Here is a 15,942-nt window from a genome sequence, read left to right on the forward strand (position 1 = left end):
GCGTCACAGGCCGACTGCCGCCGGGGCTCGCAACCAGTGCTTGGATGTGGAGTCGACCATAAGCTCGGGGGCATCCGTGAAGTACTGGATGGAGCCGAGGATGCCGGAGGAGGAAAGATGCTGCCGCTCCACTCGGTGTCCGTCGCGGGGGTGGTGGTACGCGAGGACGGCCGGGTGCTGGCGATTCGCCGAGCTGACAACGGGACTTGGGAACCTCCGGGTGGCGTGCTGGAGGTTGGCGAGGCTGTCGAGGACGGCGTGCGTTGCGAGGTCTACGAGGAGACCGGGATCAAGGTCGGTGTGGATCGGCTGACCGGCGTGTACAAGAACGTGAGCCGAGGGATCGTCGCTCTCGTCTTCCGCTGTCGACCGGAGAGCGGGGCAGTGTGACTCTCGGACGAGTCGGTCGAAGTCGACTGGCTCACACCGGCCGAGGTCTCGGACCGCATGGCCGAGGTCTATGCGGTACGCGTCCTGGACGCGCTTCGGGACGACATGGCACCGAGCATCCGGACCCACGACGGCCGACAGCTGCTGTGACCAGCTGCGGATTTCGGGAAAGCTTGGCACTGCGCGTAGTTGGTGTGCTACTTTCCGCATGGTCAACAGAACATAGTTGACCCCGGCAGCGCGCCAACGCTCCGGGGTCCGGCACAGGAGCTCACACTCCCCATGCAGATTCATCGTAGCGCCCGTGCGCGCTCGTTCACCGTCCTTCCCAACGGCCTGTTGCAGGACCGTCGGCTCAGCTACACCGCCCGAGGCCTGCTCGCCGATCTGCTCTCCCGCCCGAACGGGTGGCGCGAGGACGGTCGGCAGATGGCGGACAGCAGCCCGCAGGGGCGCGGGGCCGTCCGGCGGGCGCTCAAGGAGCTGAAGGACGCCGGGTACTACCGGGTCGACACCGTCCGGATGGCCGACGGCACCGTCCGTTCCGAGGCCCATGTCTTCGACACCCCGCAACTGACACCGGCTGTCCCCCGCCCGGCGGCCGGTGGGCGGGGCACCGGCCGCGCTGTCACCCCTCCCGTAAAGGACCCGGGGGAAGAACCCACCCTCCCGGATGAACGGACCCGTACCGCGGTGGCCACGCTGTTCCGGGTGATCCGGCCCGAGCCGCGGCTGCGCCTCGGCGAGGCCGAGGCGCGGACGCTGGCTCCCCTCGTCGCCCGATGGCTGGAACAGGGCAGCGGCGAAGCCGAGTTGGCCCACGCACTGCTTCCCGGACTGCCGCAGCCGATGCACTCCCCGGTGGCGATCCTCCGCGACCGCCTGCAACGCAAGCTCCCGCCACAGCGAGCGGCAGCCCCATCGACTGCTTACGCCGAGTGCGGTGCCTGCCATGATCCGGTGCCGCTGCCGGGGATCTGCCGCTCCTGTGCAGGCCTCGGTACCAGGGGTACGGCGGTCGGCACCGGTGCTGACGTCATCGCCGATGGCCTCGCCCGCGCCCGCGCGGCCCTGCGCGGGCGCGGGCTCCTCGTGGTCACGTAAACGCGGGCGGGGCGGTCGGGCGGCGGGGCCGTCGGCCTAGGAGCGGCCGCGGAGGCCGCGGAGGTGGTCGGCGACGGGGGCCAGGGCCTCGTAGATGGCGTCGAGCTGCTCCGGGGTGAAGCGGTCGATGAAGTGGGCCCGGACGCTGCGCACATGGTCGGGGGCGACCCGCTGCATGGTCTGCCAGCCCTGCTCGGTGAGGTGGGCGTAGAGGCCGCGGCGGTCGCCGGGGCACTCCTGGCGCAGCACCAGGCCGGCGTTCTCCATCCGGGTGATCTGGTGGGAGAGCCGGCTCTTGGACTGCAGGGTGGCGGTCGCGAGGTCGGTCATCCGCATCCGGTGGTCCGGCGCTTCGGAGAGCACGACCAGGATCTCGTAGTCGTTGATCGCCAGGTTGTGGGGTTGGAGTTCGCGGCTGAGCTGGTAGTCCAGCAGCTTGGCGACCTCCAGATGGGCGCGCCACATCCGCTGCTCCCTGGCGGTCAGCCAGGGAGTCTCCTCCTCGGGCCGCGGGTCAGGGTTGTCCGCAGTCTCGATCGTGTGCGTATCCATGGGGCCCAGCATACCCGATTTAGTTAAATATTGTACAAGTTTACAGGCCGAAACGCCGCCCGATTTCGCCCAGATTACCGAGACCCGGCGTGTTGGGCTGGCCGGCGCCGTGACCCGGCTGGGGCGGCACCCCGCCGGCCGGGACGCCCGCCTCGGCGTCCACCCGGCCGACCGACCGCTCCGCCATCAGCTTCTCGCTGGACTGCACCAGCACCTGCCCGGCACCGATGAACTCGAACTGGTGCTCCTCGCCGGAGGCGCCGCCGATGCCGGTCAGCCGCCGCAGGCCGCCGACCACCCCGTGCAGGTAGTCGTGGTCGTAGTGGTGGCACGGCGCCGGGCAGTCCGCCCAGCCCACCAGGGCCTGCGGGTCCACCCGGACCGGCGGCTCCACGAAGTGCACCGGCCCGTTGGAGGCGGCCACGAAACGGCCGGTGCCGATCAGGGTCAGGAAGCCCGGGATGATCGACTGCTTGAGCCGCAGCGTCGGGTCGAAGGCGAGCAGGTTGCCGGACCGGACGGTCAGGTTGCCGTCGTCCAGGTCGTAGGAGTTGAGGTCGAAGGCGCGGTCGGCCAGCAGCAGCCTGCCGCTGCCCTGGGCGACCACCCAGTCCGCCGCGTGCAGCGGCGAGTTGAAGTGCTGGCCGAGCACCCGGTCGACCATCCCGGCGCCGACGCCGCGGAAGGTGATGTCGCCGTAGTAGGCGACCATCTTGCCCTTCTGCAGGAAGTACGAGCCGTTCAGTTGGACGGCGAAGGCGTACGGGTTGACGTTGTCGTTGACCGGCAGGGTGTACGCGTCGTACACCACCGGGCCGGCGCCGCCGTGGGTGGTCGGCAGCGGGGCCTGGGTGCCGCCGAACTGCTCCTGCGCGTACGGCTGTTGGGCCTGCGGCGGTTGGCCGTACGGCTGGTGGGCCTGCGGCTGGTAGGCCGGCGGCGGGGGAGGAGGCGGCGGCTGGTCCGTGGAGCGGCCGTAGTGCGGCGGCACCGTGAAGCCCGGCTGGGTCGGCTGGTCGTGCGGCGACCGCCCCCCGTACGGCGGCTGCGGCGGGTGGGACATCAGAGCTTCTCCTCGCTCGCCTGGACGTACGCCGTGCCCTGCCCGGACAGCTCCAGCTGGAACGCCTCGCCCGAGCCGCGGCCGATCATCTCGCGCCAGCCGATCGCCGTGGACAGCTTGTTGCGCACCTCGCCGCGGTGCGCCACGTACGCCTGCGGGTCGACGTGCACCGACTGGCCGGGTGTGATGGGCAGTTCGAAGACGCCGCCGTGGGCCAGCACCGCGACCGAGCCGTGGCCCTCCAGCCGGGTGGTGAACAGGCCCTGTCCGCTGACCTGGCCGCGGACCATGCCCATCACCCCGCCCTGTGAGCCGAGGAACACGGTGGACTGGCGCAGGGTGCCCTCGAAGGCGAGCATCCGGTCCGCCTCGACGAACAGGGTGTCGCCGGTCAGGTCGATCACGTGCACGTGGTGGCCGCCGTGGCCGAACATCACCCGGCCGTGGCCCTCGACCGTCATCAGCGGGGTGTCCTCGTTGGCGACCCGCCGGCCGATCATCGACATCACCCCGCCCTGGCCGCCGGTGATGTTCGGGGTGAAGCGGACGTCCCCGGTGTACCCGAGCATCGCCCCGCGCTGGCTGAACAGCCGCTGCCCGGGCACCACCTGGGCCTCGATCATCTTGCCGTTGATCCGGGTGAAGCCCATCAGACGTCACCCCCGATGGTGACCTTCTCCGAGGGCTGGACGTACACCAGGCCCTCTCCGGTGAACTCCACCTGGACGGCCTCGCCGCCGCCCTCGCCGATCACCGTGGTCCAGCCCGCGCCGGACTTCACGCTGCGGTGCAGGTCGCCGGTGTGCGCGATGTACGCACCCGGGTCGACCCGCAGCGGCATGTCCTTGCCGACCCGCAGGATGACGGCCGGCCCGTTGGAGGTCACGGCGGCCCAGCCGCGGCCCTCCACCTTGGTGGTGAAGAGGCCGTTGCCGGAGGAGACGCCGTTCAGCCCGGTGAAGCTGGTGCCGGTGTGCAGGCCGGCCTCGGTGCAGAGCAGGTTGTCCGCCTCGACGTAGAGGGTCTCCCCGTCGAGGCGGACCAGGTTGATCTCGGTGGCCTTGTCGGCGAAGTAGCAGGTGCCCTGCCCCTTCACCTCCATGACGGTCATCCGCTCGCCGGTGAGTCTGCGGGCGACCATGCCCCGCAGTCCGTCCCCGCCGCCGGTCAGCTTCTTGAAGGTCATCTGGCCGGTGTAGGCGACCATCGAGCCGTGCCGGGCCTTGACGGCGTCCCCGCCCAACTCGACGGCGAGCACCCGCGATCCCTGGAGTCTGAACTGTGCCACGGCCGCAATCTAGCCGCCGCGGGGGCGGCCGGGCGAGGGGGCGGGGGTGAACCGGTACGGACCCGGGACATCCGTTCGGGTCAGGAGCGTGCGTGCGCCCCGTGGCCGTGGCCGGGCCGCGGGACGGTTCCGGCCGCCTCCTCGACCTCCAGCAGCGAGGCCGAGTGGCGCTCCGCCTCGAAGGCCGCCGCGCCGCCGCGCAGGCCGAACAGCCGCTTGGAGAGCATGATCCAGAGCACCGCGGCGATGTTCAGGGCCAGCGTGCAGATCTTCACCGCGCTGACGTGCTCGTGCAGCTCGTAGCCCTCCAGCGGGAGGAAGGCCGCGGTGGCGACCACGGTCAGGTACTCGGCCCAGCGCCGGCCCAGCCAGAGGCCGACCGCCTCGACGATCTCGATCAGCGCGTAGGCGATCATCGCGCCCGCGACGATCAGCAGGGTCTTCTTCTGGTAGCCGAAGGTCTTGCGGATCGTCTCGATGATCGGGGCGTGGTCGAGGTCCCAGTGGAAGTGGTCGGCGACCGGCTTGAAGACGGTGAGGTCCTCGTCGAAGATCCGCTGCACCGCCTCCTGGCTGTTGGAGAACTTCCAGACGCCCCAGGCCATCAGGATGATGATCACGCCGCGCAGCACCCGCTCGATGGCCAGGAACCGCAGGATGAAGAGGTCCCGCAGCGCCTTGCCGCGCGGCACCAGCGGGGCGTTCGCGGCCGGGCCGGAGCCGTGCGGGGCGCCGAGTGCGAAGTCGCCGCAGCGCAGGCAGCGCCAGGCGTCGCCGAGGGCGGTGGCGGCGTGCAGTCGGCCGGCCAGCTCGGGCTCGGTCGGCCGGTAGGTGATGTGGCCGCGCTTCGCGCAGGTCCTGCGGTCCCAGTCGCGCTTGAACATGTGGTGGCTACCCCCGTGTGTGATGCCGTCGGCGCCCGGTTCGGTGGGCGCGCGGGCAGCAGGATAGGGGGTACGGACGACGCCCCGCCGCATCCGGCCGGGTTCCGGCGTGTGGCTGTGACATCCGGCACGGTGGCCACCCCCGGCCCGGGACTCGGACATGTGCTCGGTGATAATGGCCCGAAGGCTTGTGAGTCGCTTCACAAGCGTGCCCACGCCTCCGACCCCGTATTGAGGTATCCAACGTGAACAGCAGCGCCGTCCACCGCCTGCGCCTGATCTCCGCCCCGGAGGGGATCTCCTTCATCCTGCTGCTGATCTGCTCGGTGCTGAAGCGGACCACGTCGTTCGACGCCGTGCCGGTGATGGGCATGGTCCACGGGATCCTGTTCATCCTGTACGTGGTCTTCTGGATCCAGGCCTGGCAGACGCAGAAGTGGGACGCCAAGCGCGGCGTCCTGCTGTTCGTGCTCTCGGTGCTGCCGTTCGGCGGCTTCGTCGCCGAGCGGATGCTCGGCCGCGAGGAGCGCGGGGAGCTGCGGCCGGCCACCGCCGCCGCCTGATCCCGCCGCTGCCCGATCCCGCTCCTGCCTGATCCCGCCTCCGCGCGTGGACGGTCGACAGGCTGCCACGGCCTCCTCTCCCAAAGGGCCGCGGCAGCCTGTCGCCGTTTCTTACCGGGAGTGGCTCCGAGGGCGCGTGCGGCACGCCCGGGCGGGGGTGGTCAGTTGACGTTCACCCCGCTCCAGGCCGTGCCCACCGCCTTGTACTCGGCGCTGGTCGCGCCGTAGAGGTCGGAGGCGGCCTTGAGGGTCGCGGTGCGGGCGGCCTTGTAGTTGGTGGTGGAGGTGAAGTAGGTGGTCAGCGCGCGGTACCAGATCGCGGCCGCCTTGTTCCGGCCGATCCCGGTCACCTTCGCGCCGTTGGAGGTCGGGCTGTTGTAGCTGACGCCGTTGATGGTCTTGGCGCCGCTGCCCTCGGCGAGCAGGTAGAAGAAGTGGTTGGCGACGCCCGAGGAGTAGTGGACGTCCTTGTTGCCGACGGTGGAGGACCAGTAGTCGGCCGAGGCGCCGTCCTTGGAGGGCTTGTCCATGTAGCGCAGCGGCGTGCCGTTGCCGTTGATGTCGAGCTTCTCGCCGATGAGGTAGTCCGGCGGGTCGGCGGGCAGGTTGGCGTACCACTCGACCATGGTGCCGAAGATGTCGGAGGTGGCCTCGTTGAGGCCGCCGGACTCGCCGGAGTAGTTGAGGCCGGCGGTGGCGGAGGTGACGCCGTGGGTCATCTCGTGGCCGGAGACGTCGATGGCGGTGAGCGGGTGGGTGTTGCCCGAGCCGTCGCCGTACGTCATGCAGAAGCAGGAGTCGTCCCAGAAGGCGTTGACGTAGTTGGAGCCGTAGTGGACGCGGCTGGCCGCGCCGACGCCGTTGTTCTTGATGCCGTTGCGGCCGAAGGTGCTCCTGTAGAAGTCCCAGGTCGCGGCGGCGCCGAACTGGGCGTCCACGGCGGCGGACTCGCGGTTGGACGGTAAGCCGTTGCCCCAGGAATCGCCGGCCTTGCTGAACAGGGTGCCGTTGCCCGAGGTGCCGCCCTTGAGGTCCGTGGTGGACTGGTTGCCGCGGGAGGCGTCCTTGAGCGAGTAGGCCGAGCCGCTCTGGGTGGTGGTCAGGGTGACGGTGCCGACGTTGACGCCCTTGCCGGTGCCGGTCGCGGTCATCACCTGCTCCTGGCTGGAGAGCACCCGGCCGGTGGCGGCGTCGGTGACGACCTCCTGGCGGCTCGGGGTGCCGTCCGCCCGCTGGCCCTGGACCACCGTGCGGTGGGCCGGCCGCGGGTCGCCGTCGGCCGCCCAGATCACCAGCTCGGTCGGGCCGGCGCCGTCCACCCGGCTGAGCGCCGGCTCGTCCGCGTCCGCGGCCAGGCCGACGGTCGCCCGGACGGCGTCGGTGGCCCGCGCGGCGGCCTGGTCGGCGGTGAGGGCCGGGGTGGTGGTGGTCGGCGTGAGGGGGCCGTCGAAGGCCCGGTCCACCGAGGCCACCGTGCCGTCCGGGCGCTGGTGGACGACGAGGTCGCCGCCGAGGACCGGCAGGTCGGCGTACGTGCGCTCGTAGCGCAGGTGCCGGGTGCCGTCGGCGTCCACCAGGGCGTCCTTGACGACCAGTCGTTCCTGGCTGCCGAGGGCGAGTTGCCGCGCGAGCGGGGCGCTCTGCGCGGCGGCCAGCGTGAGCGGCGCGGCCGCCGGCCGGCCGGGCACGGCCGCCTGGGCCATGGGCAGGGCGGCGATCTGGACGACGCCGGCCAGCAGTGCGGTGGCGGAGAGTACGGCGGGGAGGGTCAACTTTCGCTTCATGGAGGCCTGTTCCTTCCACGAGACCCGCGGGTGCCTGCGGGCGCGCCGCGTACCGGGGCACCGGGGGTGGCGCCGTTGGGGCGGTAGGGCGCGGACGTGCGGCTGCCGTGCGGCTTCTGACGCCCTGCCGGTCGGGTGGGGGAGGCGGGGTGTCGAACGGGAGCTTGGTCATAAGCATGACAATCCAGGCCGGGGAAGGACAGGGTGCCCGCGCGGATTGGCCAGGAGTCGCCAGGGCCGGTGCGGATGGTTCGGCTGCGGCCCGATGCCCGGAATCCACCGGTTCGCGCCGACTGGCGGGACTCCGCCACCGGGACGGGCTTGACGGCCGCCCGCCCCCGGGCGGGCATGGGCGGACGCCCGGGGCCTGCCCTCCAACGAGGCCCCGGGCGTCCTGCTCACCCTCCGCCGTGCGTCAGTTGACGTTGACGGCGGTCCAGGTCGCGGCGACCGCGCTGTACTCGGCGCTGCCGGCGCCGTACAGGTCGGAGGCCGCCTTCAGGGTGCCGGTGCGGGCCGCCGCGTAGTTGGTGGTGGACGTGAAGTAGGTGGTCAGCGCGCGGTACCAGATCGCGGCCGCCTTGTCCCGGCCGATGCCGGCGAGGGTGGAGTTGTTGTACGTCGGGCTGTTGTAGCTGACGCCGTTGATGGTCTTGGCGCCGCTGCCCTCGGCGAGCAGGTAGAAGAAGTGGTTGGCGACGCCCGAGGAGTAGTGGACGTCCTTGTTGCCGACGGTGGAGGACCAGTAGTCGGCCGAGGCGCCGTCCTTGGAGGGCTTGTCCATGTAGCGCAGCGGCTTGCCGTCACCGTTGATGTTGATCTGCTCGCCGATGAGGTAGTCCGGCTTGTCCGAGGCCAGGTTGGCGTACCACTCGACCATGGTGCCGAAGATGTCCGAGGTGGCCTCGTTGAGGCCGCCGGACTCGCCGGAGTAGTTGAGACCGGCGGTGGCGGAGGTGACGCCGTGGGTCATCTCGTGGCCGGCCACGTCCAGGGCGGTGAGCGGGTGGGTGTTGCTGGCGCCGTCGCCGTACGTCATGCAGAAGCAGCTGTCGTCCCAGAAGGCGTTCACGTAGTTGGAGCCGTAGTGGACGCGGCTGGCCGCGCCGACGCCGTTGTTCTTGATGCCGTTGCGGCCGAAGGTGTTCTTGTAGAAGTCCCAGGTGGCCGCGGCGCCGTACTGGGCGTCGACGGCGGCGGACTCCGTGTTGGAGACCAGGCCGTTGCCGAAGCTGTTGGTGGTGTTGGCGACCAGGGTGCCGGTGCCGGAGGTCTTGTTCTTCAGGGTGTAGGTGGCCTGGCCGCCGCGGGTGGCGTCCTTCAGCTGGTAGGAGCTGCCGCTCTGGGTGGTGGTCAGCGGGACGGAGCCGACGAAGACGCCCTTGCCGGTGCCGGAGGCCGTCTGCACCTCCTCGTGGGTGGAGAGCACCTGGCCGCTGGCCGCGTCGGTGACCAGCAGCTGACGGCTCGGGGTGCCGTCGGCGCGCTCGCCCTCGACCGTGGTGCGGTAGGCCAGGCGCGGGTTGCCGTCGGTGGCCCAGACCACCAGCTCGGCCTTGCCGGTCTGGTGCACCGCGGTCAGCGGGGCCTCGTCCTCGTCGACGGTGATGCCGACGGTGGACTGCACGGCGCCGGTGGCCTGGGCGGCGGCCTTGTCCGCGGGGATCTGCGGGGTGAGGCTGGGCAGGGCCAGCTCGGCGCCGACGGCCTTGTCGACGGCGGTGGTGCTGCCGTCCGCCTTCTGGTGCACGACCAGGTCGCCGCCGAGGACGGGGAGCCCGGCGAGGGTGCGCTCGTAGCGGAGGTGGCGGGTGCCGTCGGCGTCCACCACGACGTCCTTGGCCACCAGTTGCTCCTGGCCGCCGAGGGCCAGCGCGTGGGCGACCTTGCCGGCCTGGCCGTTCGCCTGGGCGAGCAGGGCGGAGAGCTGCTGGGTGCCCTGGGCCTGCGGGGTGGGGCCGGCCTGGGCCGCACCGGCCTGGACGACACCGGTGAGCAGGGCGGTGGCGGAGAGTACGGCGACTGCGGCGAGCTTTCGCTTCACGGACGAGTCCTTCCGGGAAACCGCGTGTGGGCGCGGTCGCGCCGCGTCCCGGGGGCCGGGGTCGGCACCTGAGGGGCGGGACGGGCGCTGACGTGCGAGGACCCCGAGCGTTCGGGCGGCTGCCACCGGTTGGGTGGGGGTGGTGGCGGTCGAACGGGGTTGGCCGAAAGCATGACAATCGAGCAAATCAAATGACAGGTCTTCCTCATGAATTGGCCAAGTCCCGCCAAGACGAAGGAATGTGAACGGAAGGACAAAGGGGATCTTTCGCCCGGACTTTCAGCGGGTTTCGATCCGAAGCGAGGCCTGGTACCGGGGCGTTCGCGCGTTCGACGCCCAACCCCGTTGCGCCGGAGGCCCGTTGCCTTCCATTCACACCGCCGCAATGTCCAGGTATGGACCTGGCAGTCCGATTGGCGGGATCCCGCCACGCGTCGCGCTTGTCCACCATCAGGACGGCTGGTAGCACACGTCCCGTCCGCCGGTACGGTAAGGAGGTGGCCAAGCCCCTCGCACTCGACTTCGACCCGATCGCCCGCGCCGACGAACTGTGGGCCCGCCGCTGGGGCACCGTGCCCTCGATGGCGGCGATCACCTCGATCATGCGCGCCCACCAGATCCTGCTGTCCCGGGTCGACGCGGTGCTCAAGCCGTACGGCCTGACCTTCGCCCGGTACGAGGCGCTGGTGCTGCTGACCTTCAGCCGGACCGGCGAGCTCTCGCTCTCCAAGATCGGCGAGCGCCTGATGGTCCACCCGACCAGCGTCACCAACACCGTCGACCGGCTGGAGCGGGCCGGACTGGTCGCCCGCCGCCCCAACCCGCTGGACGGCCGCGGCGTGCTCGCCGCGATCACCGGGCGCGGCCGCGAGGTGGTCGAGGAGGCCACCCGGGAGCTGATGGCCATGGAGTTCGGGCTGGAGGAGTACGGCCCCGACCAGTGCCGCCAGGTCTTCGACCTGCTCAAGCCGCTGCGCATCGCGGCGGGCGACTTCGCCGATCCGGGCGAGGGGGCTGCTCGGGCGCGGCCGTGAGGGCGGCTACCCTCGTGGGAGCGGTGCGCGGATCCGGGCGTACCAGCGGAAAATGCCGAGCGAGGCGAGGAAGAGAATGAAGGCGACCCCCCTGCTGGGCTGGTACCGCGGCCTGGCCATTGCGACCGGCTGCGCGCTGCTGGTGTTCTGCGGCTTCATGGTCGCGAAGTACGGCTTCAGCACCGCCGAGGACCTGACCACCTACGTCGCGATGCTGCACGGCTACCTGTACATCGGGTACTTCGTGGTGACCTTCATGCTCGGGCAGAAGCTGAAGTGGCCGCTCGGCCGGCTGGTGCTGACCCTGGCGGCGGGCTGCATCCCGTTCCTGTCCTTCGTCTTCGAGCGCCGGGTGGCCCGCGAGGCCGCCGAGCAGCTCCCGGCGGGCGGCGCCCGCCAGCCGGCCGGCGTCTGAGGCCCGCGGCTCCGCGAGGGTGCCCCTTCCCCAATCCGGGGGAGGGGCGCCCTCGGCGTTTCCGGCCCCGTCGTTCCCGGGGTTTCCCGCCCCGCCGTTCCCGGGGCTTCCGGCCTCCGGCGTCCCCGGCGTTTCCGCCCCCGCCTTCCCCGGATTCTCCGGCGGGCCTCCATCGACAATTACTAGGACGTCCGAGTAAATTAGTAGGACGTCCTAATAGCTGTGCCGCCCGGTGCCGTGGCGGCCGTACGGAGCGGAGTTCGGCCCATGGACGCCGAGGACATCGAGCGCGGACGGCAGCGCTGGCAGCAGCGGTACGACAAGGCCCGCAAGCGCGACGCGGACTTCACCACCCTCTCCGGCGACGACGTCGAGCCGGTCTACGGCCCGGCCCCCGGGCAGCCCGTCGAGGGCTTCGAGCGGATCGGCTGGCCGGGAGAGTACCCCTTCACCCGCGGCCTGCACCCCACCGGCTACCGCGGCCGCACCTGGACCATCCGCCAGTTCGCCGGCTTCGGCAACGCGCAGCAGACCAACGAGCGCTACCGGATGATCCTGGACGCGGGCGGCGGCGGCCTCTCGGTCGCCTTCGACATGCCGACCCTGATGGGCTACGACTCGGACGACCCCAAGTCGCTCGGCGAGGTCGGCCACTGCGGCGTCGCCATCGACACGGCCGCCGACATGGAGGTGCTGTTCGCCGGCATCCCGCTCGGCGAGGTCACCACCTCGATGACGATCAGCGGCCCGGCCGTCCCGATCTTCTGCATGTACCTGGTCGCCGCCGAGCGCCAGGGCGTCGACCCGGCGGTGCTCAACGGCACCCTGCAGACCGACATCTTCAAGGAGTACATCGCCCAGAAGGAGTGGCTCTTCGCCCCCGAGCCGCACCTGCGCCTGATCGGCGACCTGATGGAGCACTGCGCCCAGGGCATCCCGGCGTACAAGCCGCTGTCCGTCTCCGGCTACCACATCCGCGAGGCCGGGGCGACGGCCGCGCAGGAGCTGGCGTACACCCTCGCGGACGGCTTCGCCTACGTCGAACTGGGCCTGTCCCGCGGCCTCGACGTGGACGTCTTCGCGCCCGGCCTGTCCTTCTTCTTCGACGCGCACCTCGACTTCTTCGAGGAGATCGCCAAGTTCCGCGCCGCCCGCCGGATCTGGGCCCGCTGGATGCGCGACCGCTTCGGCGCCAAGACCGACAAGGCGCAGTGGCTGCGCTTCCACACCCAGACCGCGGGCGTCTCGCTCACCGCGCAGCAGCCGTACAACAACGTGGTGCGCACCGCCGTCGAGGCGCTCTCCGCGGTGCTCGGCGGCACCAACTCGCTGCACACCAACGCGCTGGACGAGACTCTCGCGCTGCCCTCCGAGCAGGCCGCCGAGATCGCGCTGCGCACCCAGCAGGTGCTGATGGAGGAGACCGGCGTCACCAACGTGGCCGACCCGCTGGGCGGTTCCTGGTACGTCGAGGCGCTGACCGACCGGATCGAGCAGCAGGCCGAGGCGATCTTCCAGCGGATCCTGGACCGGGGGAGCGAGGACCACGGGATCGGCCCGATCACCTCCGGCATCCTGCGCGGCATCGAGGAGGGCTGGTTCACCGGCGAGATCGCCGAGGCGGCCTTCCAGTACCAGCAGTCGGTGGAGAAGGGGGACAAGCGCGTGGTCGGCGTCAACTGCCACCCCCGCAGCGTCACCCCCGACCTGGAGATCCTGCGGGTCAGCCACGAGGTCGAGCGCGAGCAGGTGCGGGTGCTGGGCGAGCGCAAGGCGGCCCGGGACGACGCGGCGGTGCGGGCCGGGCTGGACGCCATGCTGGCGGCGGCGCGCTCGGGCGAGTCGATGATCCCGCCGATGCTGGACGCGGTGCGCGCCGAGGCGACCCTGGGCGAGATCTGCAACGCGCTGCGGCAGGAGTGGGGGACGTACCAGGAGAACGCGGCGTTCTGACCGCCTGAACCGCCGAGCCGCCGTACGGACTTCCGTGCGGCGGCTTCGGCGTGCCCTCAGCCGGTGGTCCTCAGTCGGTGGCCCCCGGCGGTGGCCCCCAGTCGGTGGCGCCCGGCGGTGGTCGCTCAGCCGGTGGTGAGCGGGCCGAGCAGCAGGTCGGTGAAGCGGCGGGTCCACTCGGGGGTGATCGGCTCGCCGCTGACCAGGACGCGGTGTTCGACGGTGCCGGCGATGGTGTCGAAGATGATGTCGACCTCCTCCCGGGCGGATGCGGTGCCGGTGTCCGCCTCGAGTTCGCCGCGCGCCTGGGCGGCGGCCCGGCCCTGCCGGACCAGCCGCTTCTGCGGGTCCACGATCGCCTCCCTGATCCGGCGGCGCAGTTGGGGGTCGCGGGTGCCCTCGGCGAACAGGGCGAGCAGCGCGGTCTGGGTCTCGGGGCGGGCCAGCAGGTCGGCGAACTGGCCCACCACGGCCTCGATGTCGGCCCGCAGGCTGCCGAGGTCGGGCATCACGAGATCGTCGAAGAGGCTGGCGACGGCGTCGACCACGAGTTCGTTCTTGGAGGGCCAGCGGCGGTAGAGCGTGGTCTTGGCGACTCCGGCGCGGCTGGCGACGTGGCCCATGGTCAGCCCGCCCCAGCCGAGTTCGGCGAGGGCTTCGCGGGTGGCGTCGAGGATCGCGAGGTCGGCGGCGGCGCTGCGCGGGCGGCCCTTGGCCCGGACGGTGCTGTTGCGGACGGCGTCGTCCGGGCTCGCGGAGGGCTGGGCGGCCGACACCGGGTCTCCTTGCGATGTACTGGTAAGTAACATGGGTGGGACTGGTAACGGTAGCGACTGTCGGCCGATTCGGGCAGTCGGGCGGACCGGGAAAGTGGGGCAGGTCACGTCCCCGAACCGTCGGTGGGGCTTGCGGCCGGGGCACCGGCTCCAGTTACGCTACGACCTGTAGCGAAAGCAGTGACAACCAGGCGCCGCACCCGTGGGACGGGGCGGCGCGGGTGCGGGTGGGGATCCGCGCCGAACGGTTCAGGCTACCGGGGGAAGGGTGCACCGACCGGGAACCCGCACCGCGCAGCCCGCGCGGGGCGACTTTCCCGAGGTTGGTGCCCGCGAGCAGCGCGGACGGGGGAGGATGGTGCCATGCAGCCACGGAATTCGCGTCCCAACAGCGCCGCCCTGCGCGGCGCGGTCGACCTCGCCGCAGTGAAGGCCGCCGGAGAGGCCGCCCAGAAGGCCGAGCAGGCCCGGGCCGAGCGGGCCCGCCAGGCGGCCGCCGCCGAAGCGGACGGAGTCGCCCCCCAGCCCGTCTACGAGCTCGTCATCGACGTCACCGAGGACACCTTCGAGACCGAGGTCGTCCAGCGCTCCAACGAGGTGCCGGTCGTCATCGACTTCTGGGCCGAGTGGTGCGGGCCCTGCAAGCAGCTCAGCCCGATCCTGGAGGGCCTGGCCGAGGAGTACGCCGGCCGCTTCGTGCTCGCCAAGATCGACGTGGACTCCAACCAGCTGATCGCCCAGCAGTTCGGTATCCAGGGCATCCCGGCCGTGATGGCCGTGGTGGCCGGCCAGCTGGTGCCGCTGTTCCAGGGCGCGGAGAGCGCCGCCAACGTCCGCAAGGTGCTGGACCAGCTGATCCTGGTCGCCGAGCAGCGCTTCGGCATCTCCGGTGGCGCGGGCGGTGCGGGTGTCCCGGGTGAGGCCGAGGCCGCCGCCCCGCAGCGGCCGGAGGACCCGGCGCTGTCCGCCGCGCACGACGCGCTGGACGCCGGTGACCTGGGCGGGGCCATCCAGGCGTACCGGAACGTGCTGGCCGACCAGCCGGGCAACACCGAGGCCAAGCTGGGCCTGGCCCAGGCCGAACTGCTCAAGCGGGTCGAGGGGTTGGACCTCCAGTCGGTCCGCGCGGCGGCCGCCGCCGACCCGAAGGACGTCGCGGTCCAGCTGCGGGCCGCCGACCTGGACCTGGTGGGCGGTCATGTCGAGGACGCCTTCGGGCGCCTGGTGGCCACCGTCGGCCGGACCTTCGGCGAGGACCGGGACACCGCCCGGCTGCGTCTGCTGGAACTGTTCGAGGTGATCGGCCCGGAGGACCCGCGGGTCGTCGCGGCCCGTACGGCGCTGGCGCGCGTGCTGTTCTGAGCCGTGCCTGCGGGCCGTGCTCGCGGACCGTGCTCGCGGGCGCCGCTTCCGGGTGCCCGGCCAGGGCCCGGCCGGGGCCTGGCACCGAGTGCCTGGCACGTCGGATGACCTGCGGTGTCGCCTGGTGATTTGGCGACAATCCGGTCAACCGGACAGAGGTTTACCAAATCTTGATTTCACCCGTGGGTGGTCACGTTCAGTGACTACCCACGGGTGTTTCGCTAGTGTTTCCGGTAGATTTCGTCGTCACGTTTCCTTCAACACGTCACGCACGGTGCAACTCGGGGCCATTCCATGATCAATGCCACCTGCTGTTGCATTACCCGTCAGTAAGGCACCCCTTGTGCTTCGCCCGGGATTCAAGCACGATCGGCCACGCCCGGTCCCCAGACTCCACACCCTCCGACAGCCGGTCGGCCAAGCGGAGCGCGGGATCCCCACCGGGTGATCCGTCGGCCCCTGGCCGGCGGTAGGGAGGGCAGGGGGGTATCCGCGGTCCCACGGCGGTTCCTGTCCTCGACCGGCCGCGCGGCCCTGCGCGGTCGCTGGTTGTCGCTCGGGGGTGATCGCCGATGTCGTCGGTCCGACCCGTCGTCCCGCAAGGACGGCCGGTTCCTGGACGGGAGTGCCGCAGTACGCAGGCCGCTCCCGCGTCCGCCGACGCCCGCGGCGCTCTCCGCTACCGAGGACGTAGCTCTCTCCCATCCCAGGCCCCCACCGGTGCGGGACG

General features: G+C 71.3%; 14 protein-coding genes and 1 pseudogene. 7 read left to right on the forward strand and 8 right to left on the reverse strand.

Translation table 11 applies throughout. The features are described 5' to 3' along the window. Positions 1–117 precede the first annotated feature (117 nt). Positions 118–540: pseudogene (locus tag ACZ3YL_RS19185) on the forward strand (NUDIX hydrolase). 132 nt (positions 541–672) lie between these two features. After that, positions 673–1,494, forward strand: coding sequence for a hypothetical protein (locus tag ACZ3YL_RS19190; RefSeq protein WP_465658626.1), 822 nt, complete (start codon positions 673–675; stop codon positions 1,492–1,494). A 36-nt stretch (positions 1,495–1,530) separates the two neighbouring features. On the opposite strand, the gene ACZ3YL_RS19195 is transcribed toward ACZ3YL_RS19190, so the two are convergent. From ACZ3YL_RS19195 to ACZ3YL_RS19215, 5 genes are all read right to left on the reverse strand, one after another. Further along, on the reverse strand, positions 1,531–2,046 hold the full coding sequence (locus ACZ3YL_RS19195; protein ID WP_188303896.1) for a MarR family winged helix-turn-helix transcriptional regulator: 516 nt from the start codon (positions 2,044–2,046) through the stop codon (positions 1,531–1,533). 40 nt (positions 2,047–2,086) lie between these two features. Further along, entirely contained in the window at positions 2,087–2,887 is an 801-nt protein-coding gene (locus ACZ3YL_RS19200) for an AIM24 family protein (protein WP_223242017.1), read from the reverse strand. A 221-nt stretch (positions 2,888–3,108) separates the two neighbouring features. Next, complete coding sequence (locus ACZ3YL_RS19205) at positions 3,109–3,759, reverse strand: AIM24 family protein (RefSeq protein ID WP_465658628.1); 651 nt, start codon at positions 3,757–3,759, stop codon at positions 3,109–3,111. Next, a complete protein-coding gene (locus ACZ3YL_RS19210) occupies positions 3,759–4,397 on the reverse strand; it encodes an AIM24 family protein (protein ID WP_188303899.1) in 639 nt (212 codons plus the stop codon). Before ACZ3YL_RS19210 ends, ACZ3YL_RS19205 begins: the two co-directional genes overlap by 1 nt. An 80-nt stretch (positions 4,398–4,477) precedes the next feature. After that, on the reverse strand, positions 4,478–5,281 hold the full coding sequence (locus tag ACZ3YL_RS19215) for a DUF2127 domain-containing protein (protein WP_188303900.1): 804 nt from the start codon (positions 5,279–5,281) through the stop codon (positions 4,478–4,480). A gap of 245 nt (positions 5,282–5,526) precedes the next feature. Here ACZ3YL_RS19215 and ACZ3YL_RS19220 point away from each other — a divergent pair, with 245 nt between their 5' ends. Beyond that, a complete protein-coding gene (locus ACZ3YL_RS19220) occupies positions 5,527–5,844 on the forward strand; it encodes a DUF3817 domain-containing protein (protein ID WP_188303901.1) in 318 nt (105 codons plus the stop codon). 161 nt (positions 5,845–6,005) lie between these two features. Here the strand turns inward: ACZ3YL_RS19220 and ACZ3YL_RS19225 are convergent, their stop codons facing one another. Together ACZ3YL_RS19225 and ACZ3YL_RS19230 are read right to left on the reverse strand one after the other, a co-directional pair. Next, positions 6,006–7,628: a M4 family metallopeptidase gene (locus tag ACZ3YL_RS19225; RefSeq protein ID WP_465658632.1), complete on the reverse strand. Its 1,623-nt coding sequence runs from the start codon at positions 7,626–7,628 to the stop codon at positions 6,006–6,008. 415 nt (positions 7,629–8,043) lie between these two features. After that, the gene (locus ACZ3YL_RS19230) at positions 8,044–9,672 is read right to left on the reverse strand and encodes a M4 family metallopeptidase (RefSeq protein WP_188303903.1); all 1,629 of its coding nucleotides are present in this window, start codon (positions 9,670–9,672) and stop codon (positions 8,044–8,046) included. 497 nt (positions 9,673–10,169) lie between these two features. Here ACZ3YL_RS19230 and ACZ3YL_RS19235 point away from each other — a divergent pair, with 497 nt between their 5' ends. The 3 genes from ACZ3YL_RS19235 to ACZ3YL_RS19245 all read left to right on the forward strand — a co-directional run bounded on the left by ACZ3YL_RS19235 (position 10,170) and on the right by ACZ3YL_RS19245 (position 13,074). Continuing rightward, the gene (locus ACZ3YL_RS19235; protein ID WP_188303904.1) at positions 10,170–10,706 is read left to right on the forward strand and encodes a MarR family winged helix-turn-helix transcriptional regulator; all 537 of its coding nucleotides are present in this window, start codon (positions 10,170–10,172) and stop codon (positions 10,704–10,706) included. Between the two features lie 76 nt (positions 10,707–10,782). Next, the gene (locus ACZ3YL_RS19240; RefSeq protein ID WP_188303905.1) at positions 10,783–11,121 is read left to right on the forward strand and encodes a DUF3817 domain-containing protein; all 339 of its coding nucleotides are present in this window, start codon (positions 10,783–10,785) and stop codon (positions 11,119–11,121) included. Positions 11,122–11,388: 267 nt separating this feature from the next. Continuing rightward, on the forward strand, positions 11,389–13,074 hold the full coding sequence (locus tag ACZ3YL_RS19245; RefSeq protein ID WP_188303906.1) for an acyl-CoA mutase large subunit family protein: 1,686 nt from the start codon (positions 11,389–11,391) through the stop codon (positions 13,072–13,074). Between the two features lie 125 nt (positions 13,075–13,199). On the opposite strand, the gene ACZ3YL_RS19250 is transcribed toward ACZ3YL_RS19245, so the two are convergent. Continuing rightward, on the reverse strand, positions 13,200–13,883 hold the full coding sequence (locus ACZ3YL_RS19250; protein WP_188303907.1) for a TetR/AcrR family transcriptional regulator: 684 nt from the start codon (positions 13,881–13,883) through the stop codon (positions 13,200–13,202). Positions 13,884–14,213: 330 nt separating this feature from the next. Between ACZ3YL_RS19250 and ACZ3YL_RS19255 the strand changes: the two genes are divergently transcribed. Then, on the forward strand, positions 14,214–15,212 hold the full coding sequence (locus ACZ3YL_RS19255; protein ID WP_188303908.1) for a tetratricopeptide repeat protein: 999 nt from the start codon (positions 14,214–14,216) through the stop codon (positions 15,210–15,212). The last annotated feature ends 730 nt before the right edge of the window (positions 15,213–15,942 follow it).

The organism is Kitasatospora sp. NPDC023176 (assembly GCF_055560495.1).